This window comes from Candidatus Carsonella ruddii HC isolate Thao2000 (genome assembly GCF_000287275.1).
Genome location: NC_018416.1, coordinates 56677 through 69679 on the forward strand (window position 1 = coordinate 56677; position 13003 = coordinate 69679).

A 13003-nucleotide genomic window follows, 5' to 3' on the forward strand; every position below is an offset into this window, starting at 1 on the left:
AAAAGGGGTTATAATTTAATTGGTAAAATATTTGCTTTGCAAGCAAAAATAAAGAGTTCAAATCTCTTTAACTCCATGTAAAATTTAAATTTATTATTAATTTAAAAATAAAAAATTTTGGTATTGTTATTCTTATATAATTTTTAAAATTTCTAAAAAAAAAATTTTTTTTTTTAAAAAATAAATAATAATTTACATTTTTTTTTAAAAAAATAAAATTACCTTTATTATTTATTTTAAAAAAAAAATTAAATAATAATTGTATATAATTATTTTTTTGTAAATTATAATTTATCCAGTTTTTATCTTTAATACATTCTATACCTATATAACTACTGATTGTATTAATATTATAAGAATTAAAACATTTTTTAATTATATTTAATTTATTAATAATTTTTTTATTAGAAAAAACTAAACCAATTCTTATACCAGCAGCACTAAATGATTTTGATAAAGTTGTTATTATTAATAAATTATTATTATCATTTATATATTTTTTATAACCTTTATTATAAAAATCAGAATACGCTTCATCTATTATTAAAAAATTTTTTTTATTTATTATTTTTAAAATTTTTTTTTTTTTAAATATTTCTCCAGTGGGTGAGTTTGGGATTGTTAATAAAATATTTTTAAATTTAATTATTTTTTTAAAATTTATTTTTTTATTTTTTATTTTGTAAAAATTTAAATAAATATTATAAAAAGGATATGAAATTTTAGAAATTTTTAATTTAAAATTTTTAAATAAATAAAATATAAAAAATAAACTTTCATCAGATCCGTTTGAAATAAAAATTTTATTTTTATTTATTTTTAAAAAAACACTAATAATTTGTAAAAAAAATAAATTATTAGAATCAGGATATAAATTTAATTTTTCAAAATATTTTGACATTATTTTTATTAAAAAAAAAATATTTTTACTAATTAAAAACTGATTTTCATTAGTATTTAATTTAAATCCTTTATAACATCTATTACCAGGAATATAAATCATAAAAAATTAATTTTTTTAAAAAAATATGGTTTTATATAATTATAATGAAATAAACTAGCTATTAAAAAACTATTTATATTACAATATTTATATAAATAATAAATATCATTTATACTACCAATACCACCAGATGGTATTATTGATATATTTATTCTGTTTTTTATTAAAAAAAATATTTCATTATCATATCCTTCTCTTTTTCCATCATTATCTATTGATGTTAATAAAATTTCCCCACAACCATTTTTTTTTATAATAATAATCCAATCAAAAATTAAAAAATTTGTATTTATATATCCACTATTTTTATAAGTAAAATATTTTTTTTTATTTTTTTTTATATCTATAGCTATTATTAAACTTTGAGAACCAAAATAATTTGAAATTTTTTTTAAAATTTTTATATTATTATAACAAATTGAATTTAAAATTACTCTATCTGCGCCAATTTTTAATAATTTTTTAATATTAATAATATTTTTAACTCCTCCTCCAATTGAAATTGGTATATTTATTTTTTTTGATATTTTTTTTATAATAGAATAAGATAAACTTTTTTTTGTATAATTATAAGTAATATCTAACAAAGTAATTTCATCAATTTTATTATTATTATATTTTTTACATAATTTTATTGGTGAATTTATTAATGTTAATTTTTTAAATTTTACTCCTTTTACTACAAAATTATTTTTTATATCTAAACAACTTATTATTCTTAACATAAATATTTAATTTTAATTGTAAATTTATATAAAGAAATTCCAACAATGTAATCAAAATTAAATTTTATATTTATTAAATTATTAAAATTTATTACTCCACCAGAAATACAAAATTTACATAAAAAAATTTTATTTTTTAAAAATAAATAATCTTTATTAATTAATCCTGTTAATGTTCCATCTTTTTCAATATTAGTATATATAATGTATTTTATATTTAAATCAAATAAATAAATAAAAAATTTTTCAAAATTAATATTTGTTATAGTTTTCCAACCATTAATAGTAATTTTATTTTTAAAACAATCTAAACTAATAATTATATTTTTTTTAAAAATAGAAATTATTTTTTTAAATTCTTTTTTATTTAAAAATATTATACTACTTAATATAAATTTATTAAAATTTTTTTTTTTATAAAAATAAATTTCTTTATAATTTCTTATACCTCCACCTAATTGATAAATAGAATTTTTATTAATTTTAATGTTACTTTTTTTTAAAAAAAAAACATTTTCTAATAATACTATATGAATTTTTTTAATATTTAATAAATTATAAAAATTTATATATTCTTTAAAATAACCAAAAAAAATTAAATTATTTAAATTACCTTTAATTAATCTAACTACTTTATTTTTATAAATATCTAAAGATGGTATTATCATAATTGTAAAAAATTTTTTATAATATTATAACCAATATTACCGCTTTTTTCTGGATGAAATTGAAATAAAAAATAATTATTTTTTATTACTATAGAATTAAAAATTTTATTATTAAATTTTGATATAGCATAAGAATATGTATTATTTTTAAATATTGATGAATAACTATGCATAAAATATTGTGTAAACATTTTAGGTATATTTTTAAAAATTTTATGATATTTTATTATTTCTACTATTTTCCAACCAATATTTGGTATAAAATTATTTGTACAACAATTATTAGATAATAAATTAATGTTTTCATTAAAAATATTTAAACATTTTGAAGAATAATTTTCTTCACTTTTATTAAAAAAAATATGGTATCCTATACATATACCTAATATATGAGTATTATTTAAATATTTATTTATGTTGTTTTTAAAAATAAAATCACTACTATTTTTAATATGTCCTTGCCCAGGAAATATAATTTTATCATATTTTTTATTTTTAAAATTATTAATAAAAATTTTTATTTTTTTTATTTTTTTTAAAGAATTATAAATAGAATTTATATTACTAGTTCCATAATTTATTAATAATACATTCATAATATTCCTTTTGTTGAATATAATTTTTTTTTATTTTTTGCTTTTTTAAAAATTATACCAAATAATTTAAAAATTGATTCTATTAAATGATGTTTATTAAAATAATTAAAACAATATATATATAAACAACATTTAAAATTTTTTGAAAAAGATGAAAAAAATTCTCTAACTAATTGAATATCAAAATCTAGTTTTAAAAAATTATCATAATAAAAAATTCTATTACATGAATCAATACTAATTAATAAAAAAACATCATCCATAATAATAAAATTTGTATTATATCTGTTAATTTTTTTTTTTATTAATATTTTTCCTAAACAAATAGAAATATCTTCAATAGCATGATGTGAATCTATTTTTAGATCTGAATAACATCTTAAATAACAATCAAATAAACTATAATTTATAAATTGAGAAAAAATATGATCAAAATAAAATAAAAATGTTTTAATTTTAAAAAATCCGTTACCAAAAAAATTAATTTTTATTTCTATATCTGTTTCTAAAGTTTTTCTTCTAATTTGAAAAATATTCATTTTTTTTTAAAAAAAATGGCTAAATAGCTCAGTTGGTAGAGCAAAGGACTGAAAATCCTTGTGTCGGTGGTTCAATTCCACCTTTAGCTATGAGGTATAGCCAAGTGGTAAGGCATTGGTTTTTGATACCAAAAATCCTAGGTTCAATTCCTAGTATCTCAGTTATTGCTTTTGTAGCTTAATTGGTAAAGCTATTGATTTGTAATCAATTGTTCCGGGTTCAATTCCTGGCAGAAGTAGAGATGATGGGAATTGAACCCATATCCGTTATTTAAAAAATAAAAAAATACATGATTAATTAGTTATTTATTTTTTTTTTAAATTATATTATAAATTTTTTTTATATTATTTACGTTTTTTTTAAATTCATGTCTAAATATATATTTTTTTTATTTATAACGTCAACACCTTTCATCCCTTTTTTTTACAATTGAAATTTTTATTTTAAAAAAAGAATTTAATTTTAAAATTTTTATTGGTAAACAATTATATTTTTTATAATTTAAAAAACTTAAAATTAATTTTATTTCATTTTTTTTTAATAAAAGAATTCTTTTTTTATTATTAAAAAATAATAATAAATTATTGTTATCTGATTTAATAAAACAAAATTTTAAATTTAATTTATTTTTTAAAAAAAAACAAATATCATTTCCTTCTAATTTTATTCCTGAAATAAAATTTTTAATAATAAAATACTTTTCTAAATATTTTTTTTTTAATTTATACATATGGAAAAAGAGTTTTCTTTAATAAAATTTTTAGAAAGAATTATTTTTTTAGAAGAAAAATTTTTTTCTTTTGTTTATGAATCAAAAAAAATAAAAAAAACAGAAATTCAAGATTTAAAATATATTCAAGAGTTATTAATAAATGATATTTTATTAGAATTAATACCTATTACAGATTCTATAGAAAATTTTGTTAAAGATTTTAATAATCAAAATAAAGAAATAGAAATTTTAGTATTAATTTTTAAATTAATAAAAAAATTTTATAAAAAATTTAATATAAAACAAATTTCTAAAACAGGAATTTTTTTTGATCCTAACTTACATGAAGCAATTGGAATGTTTTCTAATAACGAAAAAAAAAAAGGAATTGTTAAATCTGTTTTACAAAATGGATATGTTAGAAATAATATTTTAATTAGACCAGCATTAGTAATAATTTATAATTAACAATTATATATTGAAAATAAGAAAAAAAAAAATTATAATAATAAAAAAAAAATATGAGTAAAATAATAGGTATTGATTTAGGTACTACTAATTCTTGTGTTGCAGTATTAAAAAATGGAAAACCTCAAGTAATAGAAAATTCTGAAGGAGGAAGAACAACACCTTCAATAGTTGGATATACTGATGATAATAGAATTATTGTAGGTTTACCTGCAAAAAGACAAGCAATAACAAATCCAAAAAATACTTTATATGCTATTAAAAGATTAATTGGAAGAAAATTTTTAGATGATATTGTTCAAAAAGATATTAAAATGGTTCCTTATAAAATTATTTCAGCTGAAAACGGTGATGCATGGGTAGAAATAAAAGATAAAAGATTAGCTCCTCCTCAAATAAGTGCAGAAATATTAAAAAAAATGAAATCTACAGCAGAAACTTATTTAAACGAAAAAATAAATAAAGCTGTAATAACAGTTCCAGCTTATTTTAATGATTCTCAAAGACAAGCAACTAAAGATGCAGGTAAAATAGCAGGATTAGAGGTTTTAAGAATTATAAATGAACCAACAGCTGCAGCATTAGCATATGGATTAGATAAAAAAAAAGAAGATAGAATAATTGTTGTATATGATTTAGGTGGTGGAACTTTTGATATATCTATTATTGAAATAGCAAATGTAGAAGGAGAAACACAATTTGAAGTTTTATCAACTAATGGAGATACTTTTTTAGGAGGAGAAGATTTTGATATGAGAATAATAAATCATTTAATATATGAATTTAAAATTGAAAATGGAGTTGATTTAAGTGGAGATTCGTTAGCAATGCAAAGATTAAAAGAATCAGCTGAAAAAGCAAAAATAGAACTTTCAAATGCAGAACAAACTGATATTAATTTACCATATATTACTGCTGATAAAAACGGACCAAAACATTTAAATATAAAAATTACAAGATCTAAATTAGAATCTTTAGTTGAAGATTTAATTATAAAATCTTTAAAACCTTGTGAAACAGCATTAAATGATGCCAAAATAGATAAAAATAAAATTGATGAAATAATATTAGTTGGTGGTCAAACTAGAATGCCGTTAGTTCAAAAAATGGTAAGTGATTTTTTTGAAAAAGAAGTAAAAAAAGATATTAATCCAGATGAAGCTGTTGCAGTAGGTGCATCAGTGCAAGCTGGAGTGTTAAGTGGTGTAGTAAAAGATGTTCTTTTATTAGATGTAACACCATTAACATTAGGTATAGAAACTATGGGAGGTGTAATGACACCTTTAATAGAAAAAAATACTACTATACCAACAAGAAAAACTCAAATATTTTCAACAGCAGAAGATAATCAAACATCAGTTACAATTCATACTCTTCAAGGGGAAAGAAAAAAAGCATCTCAAAATAAATCTTTAGGAAAATTTGATTTAAATGATATTTCACCAGCTCCTAGAGGGGTTCCTCAAATAGAAGTATCTTTTGATTTAGATGCAAATGGTATTTTAAACGTTACAGCAAAAGATAAAAAAACTGGAAAAGAGCAATCTATTATTATAAAATCTTCTGGAGGTTTATCAGAATTAGAAATAGAAAATATGATAAAAGATGCAGAAATTAATTCTGAATTAGATAAAAAATTTGAAGAATTAGTAAAATGTAAAAATGAAGCTGATAGCACAATTTCAATTGTAAAGAAAAATTTAAAAGATGAAAAAATTAAAATTTCTGATGAAGAAAAAATAACTATTGAAAAATCTATTTCAAATTTAGAATTATTAATAAAAGGAGAAGATATTGAATCTATTAAAAAAGGAAATGAAGATTTGTTAAAATTAAGTGAAAATATTATAAAAAAATAATTTTTTTCACGCGCTGCCATTAATTATTTAATGGCAGCGTACTATGATTAAAATTTTTGTTTTTGGAATCACAGGAAAAATTGGTAAATCTATTATAAATTATTTAAAATTAAATAAAAATTTTATTTTATTAGGAGGTATAAATAAAAAAAATTTTTTTAAATTATTTAATAATAAATATAATTTAATTTTTTTAAAAATGAAAAAAAATAGTATTTTTTTAGATTTTTCTAATTTAAAAATTTTAAAAAAAATTTTATTTTTATCTTTAAAATTTAATATACCATTAATAATTGGTACTACAGGTTTAAACATTATTCATTTAAATTTTATTTTTTATGTATCAAAAAAAAATTGCATTTTATTATCTTATAATATGAGTATTGGTATAAATATTTTAAATTTAATTTTTATAAATATAAATTTTTATTTAAAAATATATAATTTTGAATCTTTTATTATAGATATACATCATGATAAAAAAAAAGATTCACCATCTGGAACTTCATTAATTTTATATTCAAAAATAAAAAATATTAATAAAAAAATTTTTAGTGCTAGAATAAAATCTATTATAGGTAATCATATTGTTTATTTTATTTCAAATAATGAAATTATAAAAATTGAACATATTGTATTAAATAGAATTATTTTTATAATTGGAGTATTTTATTCAATATTATGGTTATTGAATAAAAAAAATGGATTGTATTCAATGTACGATATATATTTTAAATGTTAATTATAGAAAGTGGTATAATTTTTTATTGTAAAATATTAAATAAAAAAAATACTTTTGGGGAGCTTGTTTTTAATACTTCTATTTATGGTTATAATGAAATTTTTTCAGATCCATCTTATAAATCTCAATTTTTAATTTTTTCTAATCCACATTTAGGAAATATAGGTGTTATAAAACAAGATTTACAATTTTTTAAAATAAAATTAAATTCAATTATAATAAGAAATTATTCAATTTCTAGTAATTTTAGAAAAAACATATTTTTAAAATCATTTTTTAAAAAAAAAAACACACCAATAATATTTAATATTGATACTAGATTTTTAATTTCAATTATTAAAATTATAGGTAATCAAAATGCATTTTTAAATATTAATTTTAAAAATAATAAAAAAATTATAAAATATTTAAGATTTTTAAATTATCAAAAAATTATTTATGATTAAAATATTATTAATTAATATAGGTTGTAAAATAAGTATTTTAAAAAATCTAATAAGAAAAAAATATTTTATTTATGAATTTAATAAAAATAATAATATATTTTTTTTATCAAAAATTAATGGAATTTTTATATCAAATGGTCCTGGAAATCCTTTTTTTTATAAAAAATATTTTAATTTAATATTATTTTTTATGTTTTTAAAAATACCAATTTTAAGTATTTGTTTAGGGTATCAAATTATAAGTATTTTAAATAAATTTAATTTTTTTAAATTAAAAATAGGTTTTCATGGATTTAATCATTCAATTATTGATAAAAGTAATTTTTGTTTAATTATAAATTCTCAAAATCATAATTTTAACATAAAAAATAATAAAATAAAAAATTTTAATAACACATTTTTTTCTTTATTTGATAATACTCTTCAAAATATAAATTCTTTAATTCAACCTTTAATAGGATTTCAAAATCATCCAGAAGGAGAATCAGGTTCTAATGATTTAAAAAAAATTTTTAATTATTATTATAATATATATGAAAAATAAAATTTTAGTAATAGGAGCAGGGCCAATTTTAGTTGGGCAAGCGTGTGAATTTGATTATTCTGGAACTCAAGCATGTAAAGTTTTAAAAGAAGAAAATTTTAAAATTATTTTATTAAATTCTAATCCAGCAACAATAATGACTGATTATGAAATAGCAGATGAAATTTATATTGAAGATATAAATTTAAAAAATTTAATAAAAATTATAAATAAAGAAAAACCAAATTTTATTCTTCCAACAATGGGTGGACAAACAGCATTAAATTGTATTTTAGATTTAATAAAATCAAATTATAATTTTCCAGAGAAAAATATTTTAGGTATTAATAAAAAAACTTTAATTAATGCAGAAAGTAGATCTTCTTTTTATAAGTTAATTAAAAAAATTGGTTTAAAATGTCCAGATTCTATTATTATTAATAAAAATTTTAATTTGAATAAAAAAAAAATTTTTTTTCCATGTATTATAAGATCATCTTTTACATTAGGTGGATTAGGTAGTAATATTATTTATAATAAAAAAAATTTTTTAACATTAATAAAAAAAGCGTTTTCATTTACTAATGAAATTATTATTGATAAATCTATTTTAGGATGGAAAGAGTATGAATTAGAATTATTAATTGATAATTATAATAATATTATAGTTATATGTTGTATAGAAAATATAGATCCAATAGGGATTCACACAGGTGATTCAATTACAATAACTCCTGCTCAAACATTATCTGATAAGGAATATCAAAATATAAGAGATTGTTCATTTATTATTTTAAAATCTATTGGATTAAAAGGTGGGGGGATGAATATACAATTCGCTATTAATCCTATTAATGGTGATATGTTAATAATTGAAATTAATCCAAGAATGTCAAGATCTTCTGCTTTAGCATCAAAAGCTACAGGTTATCCTATTGCTAAAATTGCTACAAAATTAGCAATTGGTTATAATTTAATTAATTTAATTAATAATGTTTCTAAAAATATTTCTGCTGCATTTGAACCATCTATAGATAATATAATTATTAAATTTCCTAAATTTAATTTTGAAAAATTTAATAATTTAAATTTTTTAAATACTATAATGCAATCAATTGGTGAAATAATGAGTATTGGAAAAAATTTTCAAGAATCTTTTTTAAAAGGAATTTATTCTATTTTAGAACAAGATTATATTCCATCTTTTTTAAAAAAAAAAAAATATTATAATTATAAATTTAAATTAATAAAAAAAATTTTAATACCAAATAGTAAAAGAATTTTTTTTATTTTAGATGCTTTTAGACTTAATTTTAATATAAAATACATTTTTATTTTATCTAAAATTGATCCTTGGTTTTTATATTATATTAAAGAAATAATTGATTTTGAAAAAAAATTTTTTTATTTATTAAAAAAAAATAACAATAATTTTAAAAAAATAGATTCTTGTTCAAATGAATTTGTTTGTAAAACTTCTTATTTATATTCTACTTTTAGTAATAATAATGAATTAACATTATCAATAAATAAAAAAATTTTAATAATAGGAAGTGGAAGCAATAGAATTGGACAAAGTATTGAATTTGATTATAGTTGTGTTAAAGCATCTAAATTTATTAAAAAAATAGGATTTGATTCAATTATTTTAAATTGCAATCCAGAAACAGTTTCTACTGATCAAGATATTAGTAATAAATTAATTTTTGATCCTATAACAAAAAATAATATATTTAATATTATAAAAATTTTTAAACCAATATTAATAATATCTCAATTAGGAGGACAAACTTCATTAAATATTGTTAAATATAATTTTTTTATAAAAAAAATGTCAATTACAAATTATATAAATATTTTATGTAATTCTAAAATTAAATTTAATAATTTTTTAAAATTATATAAATTAAATATTTTTAAAAATTTTTTTTCTAAAAATATTAATGATATAATTTTTTTTTCAAATATTTTAAAAAAACCAATAATATTAAGACCATCTTATATAATTGGTGGTATGAATATTAAAATTTTATTTAATAATATTAATTTAATAAAATATATTTTTTTAATTAAAAAAAAAATTAATATTTTTATAGAAAAATTTTTATTAAAATATAAAGAATTTGATATTGATTTATTAACAAAAAATGGACACATTGTTCATTTTTTTATTTCTGAACATATTGAAAATGCAGGTATACATTCTGGTGATTCTATGATTATTTATCCTTGTTTTAGTATTAATAAAATTACTATTAAAAAAATTTATTATTATATTTCTTTTATTTGTTTTAAATTAAAAATTAATGGTATTATTAATTTTCAAATTTGTTATAAAAATAAAATTTATATAATAGAATGTAACCCAAGAGCATCTAGATCTATACCTTTTATATCAAAAATTACAAAAACTTCTTTAATATATAATTATATTACTATTTTTTTTGGATATAATGTTATTTTTAAAAATAATAAAAATAATTTTTATTTTTTAAAAGAATCAATATTTTCTTTTAATAAATTTTTAATTAAGAAAATTTCTTCTGAAATGAAATCAACTGGAGAAAAAATTAGTTTTGGATTATCTATTCAAGAATGTTTTATTAAAATTTATAATATTGAAAAAAAAAATATTTTTTTCAATATAAAAAAATTTTTTTTATATTTAAAATATTTAAAAAAAATAAAAAAAATTTATACAAATAGTTTTTATAAAAAAATTTTTTTTGATTTAAATATAAATTCTTATGTTTCAAAAAAAAAAAAAAAAAAATATATATTATCAAATAATTTTAAAAAAATATTTAATAAATACTCTTTTACAACTCATTCAATAATTAAGTTATTTTTTTCTTCAATAAATAAAAATTATTCTATTATAAGAAAAATTAATAGTTTATAACCGAAATGGTGAAATGGTATACACGTTACTTTGAGAGAGTAATGGAATTTCCATACGGGTTCAAATCCCGTTTTCGGTACAAAAAAAAATTATGAAAAATATTTATATAAATGAATTTATATCGTTAAAAGAATTAGTAAATCTTTTAGAAATAAAAGAAATTGAATTTATAAAATTAACTTTTGCTAAAGGAATAATAATAAAAAAAAATGAAATTTTAAAATTTGAAAATGTTAAACATTTATGTTATGAAATATTTAACGTAAATATTTTAAAAAAAAATAATATTAATTTAAGTGATAATGTGAATAATTTTTTATATATTTCTATAATAGGGAATGTTAATTCTGGTAAAACAACTTTAATAGATTTTATATTTAAAAATAATATTTCTTTAAAAGAAATAGGGAAAATAACACAAAATGTTAGTATATTTGAATTTTATTTTTATAAAAAAAAAATTTTTTTTTTTGATTTACCTGGGCATAAATTTTTTAATAAAGTAATAGAAACTTATGTTGAAATAAGTAATCTTATTTTTTTAATTATTTCAATAGAAAATGAAAATGATGATATTTACGAGAATATTAAGAGTATTATAAAAAATAAAAATATAAATTTAATAATTTGTATTAATAAAATAGATAAAAATAAAAATAAAAAAATTTATTTTGAAAATTATAAAAATTTCAAAATTTCATCAATTAATGGTTATGGAATTAAAAATTTAATTAAAGAATCAATAATATATTTTTCTTTATTAAAAAAAGTAAATTTTTTAAATAACAATTATAATGGTATATTAGTTAATAGTTATTATGAAAATAATGATTTTATAGTAACGTTTTTTTTGTTAAATAATACTTTTAAATCAAAACAGTATATTTATTTTAAAAATGAAAAAATTTTTATTGATAAAATTTTTTTAAATAATATAGAAAAAGATTCTTGTATCTCTCCTTGTATTTTTAAAACAAAAAATATATATTTTCCAATTGAATTTTTTTTTAGTATAAATAAAAATAATTATGATAATTATAAAAAACAAGATATTAATAATAATAATAATAATAATAAATTAAATAATTATTTTATTAAATCTAATAATCATACAATATGTATATCTTTACTTGATTATTATAACAATCTTAAATTTAATAATAAAATTAGTATTAAAATTGAATTAGGAAATTTTACTGAACAAGATTTTAAAAAAAGTTTAAATTTTAATTATAGAGTTATACTTATAAATAGTAAAATAAATTCTTTTTTAAAGAATAAAATTTTTAAAAAAAATATTTTTTTTAAAGAATTTATTTTTTTAAATGATATTATTGAATACTTTAATAACAATTATAATATTAATAAAACAGAAATTAAAGTTGGTGAATTATTAATAAAAGAAATTTTTCCTTGTGGAAAAAATAAAAAAATTGCTGGATGTTTAAACACATTTGGATATGTAGATATAAATAACCCAATTAAAATATATAAAGATTTAAAATTAATATTTCAAGGTAAAATTAATTCTTTAAAAAAAAATAATAATTTAATTAATATTGTTAAATTAAATGAAGAATGTGGTATTAATATTAAAAATTTTAACGATATCGAAATTAATATGAAAATTATTTCAATAATTTATGTGTAAAAATATTGGTAATAATAAAATACAGAATTATTTTTTAATAAAAAGATTAAAAAAAATAAAATTTCATTTTATAAATAATAAAAAAGATTTAAAATGTAAAATAATAATAAGTAAAATTATTTCTAAAATAAAAAAAAATATTAATTTTATAAAAAAAAATATATAATT

The 13003-nt window shown here is 15.8% G+C and carries 14 protein-coding genes and 5 tRNA genes; 13 read left to right on the forward strand and 6 right to left on the reverse strand.

Going from position 1 to position 13003, the window contains the following annotated elements; translation table 11 throughout:
* The first annotated feature begins 4 nt into the window (after window positions 1-4).
* Window positions 5-76, forward strand: a tRNA-Ala gene (locus tag A353_RS00350).
* On the opposite strand, the gene A353_RS01060 is transcribed toward A353_RS00350, so the two are convergent.
* From A353_RS01060 to A353_RS01065, 5 genes are read right to left on the reverse strand one after another with little or no spacing between them, the layout of a single operon-like run.
* Window positions 68-1003 carry an aminotransferase class I/II-fold pyridoxal phosphate-dependent enzyme gene (locus tag A353_RS01060; protein WP_014887222.1) on the reverse strand — a complete coding sequence of 312 codons (936 nt, stop codon included), beginning with the start codon at window positions 1001-1003 and terminating at the stop codon, window positions 68-70. The genes A353_RS00350 and A353_RS01060 overlap by 9 nt on opposite strands.
* The gene (locus A353_RS00355; protein WP_014887223.1) at window positions 1000-1728 is read right to left on the reverse strand and encodes a HisA/HisF-related TIM barrel protein; all 729 of its coding nucleotides are present in this window, start codon (window positions 1726-1728) and stop codon (window positions 1000-1002) included. Before A353_RS00355 ends, A353_RS01060 begins: the two co-directional genes overlap by 4 nt.
* The gene (locus tag A353_RS00360) at window positions 1722-2396 is read right to left on the reverse strand and encodes a HisA/HisF-related TIM barrel protein (RefSeq protein WP_014887224.1); all 675 of its coding nucleotides are present in this window, start codon (window positions 2394-2396) and stop codon (window positions 1722-1724) included. Before A353_RS00360 ends, A353_RS00355 begins: the two co-directional genes overlap by 7 nt.
* Window positions 2393-2992, reverse strand: a complete 600-nt coding sequence (hisH, locus tag A353_RS00365; protein ID WP_014887225.1) for an imidazole glycerol phosphate synthase subunit HisH — start codon at window positions 2990-2992, stop codon at window positions 2393-2395. The genes A353_RS00360 and hisH overlap by 4 nt, the downstream gene beginning before the upstream one ends.
* Window positions 2989-3531, reverse strand: a complete 543-nt coding sequence (locus tag A353_RS01065) for an imidazoleglycerol-phosphate dehydratase (protein WP_014887226.1) — start codon at window positions 3529-3531, stop codon at window positions 2989-2991. The genes hisH and A353_RS01065 overlap by 4 nt, the downstream gene beginning before the upstream one ends.
* A 17-nt stretch (window positions 3532-3548) precedes the next feature.
* On the opposite strand from A353_RS01065, the gene A353_RS00375 reads away from it, so the two are divergent.
* The 3 genes from A353_RS00375 (at window position 3549) to A353_RS00385 (ending at window position 3770) form a co-directional block, all read left to right on the forward strand.
* A tRNA-Phe gene (locus tag A353_RS00375) sits at window positions 3549-3621 on the forward strand.
* Window positions 3622-3693: transfer RNA gene (locus A353_RS00380), tRNA-Gln, on the forward strand.
* Between the two features lie 5 nt (window positions 3694-3698).
* Window positions 3699-3770: transfer RNA gene (locus A353_RS00385), tRNA-Thr, on the forward strand.
* 162 nt (window positions 3771-3932) lie between these two features.
* Here the strand turns inward: A353_RS00385 and A353_RS00390 are convergent.
* Complete coding sequence (locus tag A353_RS00390) at window positions 3933-4262, reverse strand: SsrA-binding protein (protein WP_014887227.1); 330 nt, start codon at window positions 4260-4262, stop codon at window positions 3933-3935.
* Here A353_RS00390 and grpE point away from each other — a divergent pair, their 5' ends adjacent.
* The 9 genes from grpE to A353_RS01070 all read left to right on the forward strand — a co-directional run bounded on the left by grpE (window position 4263) and on the right by A353_RS01070 (window position 13001).
* On the forward strand, window positions 4263-4712 hold the full coding sequence (gene grpE / locus A353_RS00395) for a nucleotide exchange factor GrpE (RefSeq protein ID WP_014887228.1): 450 nt from the start codon (window positions 4263-4265) through the stop codon (window positions 4710-4712).
* Window positions 4713-4765: 53 nt separating this feature from the next.
* Window positions 4766-6571 (forward strand): molecular chaperone DnaK, encoded by a 1806-nt coding sequence (gene dnaK, locus A353_RS00400; RefSeq protein ID WP_014887229.1) that lies wholly within the window; start codon window positions 4766-4768, stop codon window positions 6569-6571.
* Window positions 6572-6614: 43 nt separating this feature from the next.
* The gene (locus A353_RS00405) at window positions 6615-7313 is read left to right on the forward strand and encodes a 4-hydroxy-tetrahydrodipicolinate reductase (protein ID WP_014887230.1); all 699 of its coding nucleotides are present in this window, start codon (window positions 6615-6617) and stop codon (window positions 7311-7313) included.
* Window positions 7307-7759: a carbamoyl-phosphate synthase domain-containing protein gene (locus A353_RS00410; protein ID WP_014887231.1), complete on the forward strand. Its 453-nt coding sequence runs from the start codon at window positions 7307-7309 to the stop codon at window positions 7757-7759. Before A353_RS00405 ends, A353_RS00410 begins: the two co-directional genes overlap by 7 nt.
* Window positions 7752-8303, forward strand: coding sequence for a glutamine amidotransferase-related protein (locus A353_RS00415; protein WP_014887232.1), 552 nt, complete (start codon window positions 7752-7754; stop codon window positions 8301-8303). Before A353_RS00410 ends, A353_RS00415 begins: the two co-directional genes overlap by 8 nt.
* Complete coding sequence (gene carB, locus A353_RS00420) at window positions 8293-11184, forward strand: carbamoyl-phosphate synthase large subunit (RefSeq protein WP_014887233.1); 2892 nt, start codon at window positions 8293-8295, stop codon at window positions 11182-11184. The genes A353_RS00415 and carB overlap by 11 nt, the downstream gene beginning before the upstream one ends.
* Window positions 11184-11263: transfer RNA gene (locus A353_RS01135), tRNA-Leu, on the forward strand. The genes carB and A353_RS01135 overlap by 1 nt, the downstream gene beginning before the upstream one ends.
* A gap of 12 nt (window positions 11264-11275) precedes the next feature.
* Window positions 11276-12835 (forward strand): GTP-binding protein, encoded by a 1560-nt coding sequence (locus A353_RS00425; protein ID WP_014887234.1) that lies wholly within the window; start codon window positions 11276-11278, stop codon window positions 12833-12835.
* On the forward strand, window positions 12828-13001 hold the full coding sequence (locus A353_RS01070) for a hypothetical protein (RefSeq protein WP_014887235.1): 174 nt from the start codon (window positions 12828-12830) through the stop codon (window positions 12999-13001). Before A353_RS00425 ends, A353_RS01070 begins: the two co-directional genes overlap by 8 nt.
* Window positions 13002-13003 lie beyond the last annotated feature (2 nt).

Coding starts and splice junctions, on each gene's coding strand:
- hisH (WP_014887225.1), bottom strand. CDS start 2,992: ATGAATGTATTATTAATAAATTATGGAACTAGTAATATAAATTCTATT.
- A353_RS00355 (WP_014887223.1), bottom strand. CDS start 1,728: ATGTTAAGAATAATAAGTTGTTTAGATATAAAAAATAATTTTGTAGTA.
- A353_RS00410 (WP_014887231.1), top strand. CDS start 7,307: ATGTTAATTATAGAAAGTGGTATAATTTTTTATTGTAAAATATTAAAT.
- grpE (WP_014887228.1), top strand. CDS start 4,263: ATGGAAAAAGAGTTTTCTTTAATAAAATTTTTAGAAAGAATTATTTTT.
- A353_RS01070 (WP_014887235.1), top strand. CDS start 12,828: ATGTGTAAAAATATTGGTAATAATAAAATACAGAATTATTTTTTAATA.
- A353_RS01060 (WP_014887222.1), bottom strand. CDS start 1,003: ATGATTTATATTCCTGGTAATAGATGTTATAAAGGATTTAAATTAAAT.
- A353_RS00390 (WP_014887227.1), bottom strand. CDS start 4,262: ATGTATAAATTAAAAAAAAAATATTTAGAAAAGTATTTTATTATTAAA.
- A353_RS00405 (WP_014887230.1), top strand. CDS start 6,615: ATGATTAAAATTTTTGTTTTTGGAATCACAGGAAAAATTGGTAAATCT.
- carB (WP_014887233.1), top strand. CDS start 8,293: ATGAAAAATAAAATTTTAGTAATAGGAGCAGGGCCAATTTTAGTTGGG.
- dnaK (WP_014887229.1), top strand. CDS start 4,766: ATGAGTAAAATAATAGGTATTGATTTAGGTACTACTAATTCTTGTGTT.
- A353_RS00415 (WP_014887232.1), top strand. CDS start 7,752: ATGATTAAAATATTATTAATTAATATAGGTTGTAAAATAAGTATTTTA.
- A353_RS00425 (WP_014887234.1), top strand. CDS start 11,276: ATGAAAAATATTTATATAAATGAATTTATATCGTTAAAAGAATTAGTA.
- A353_RS01065 (WP_014887226.1), bottom strand. CDS start 3,531: ATGAATATTTTTCAAATTAGAAGAAAAACTTTAGAAACAGATATAGAA.
- A353_RS00360 (WP_014887224.1), bottom strand. CDS start 2,396: ATGATAATACCATCTTTAGATATTTATAAAAATAAAGTAGTTAGATTA.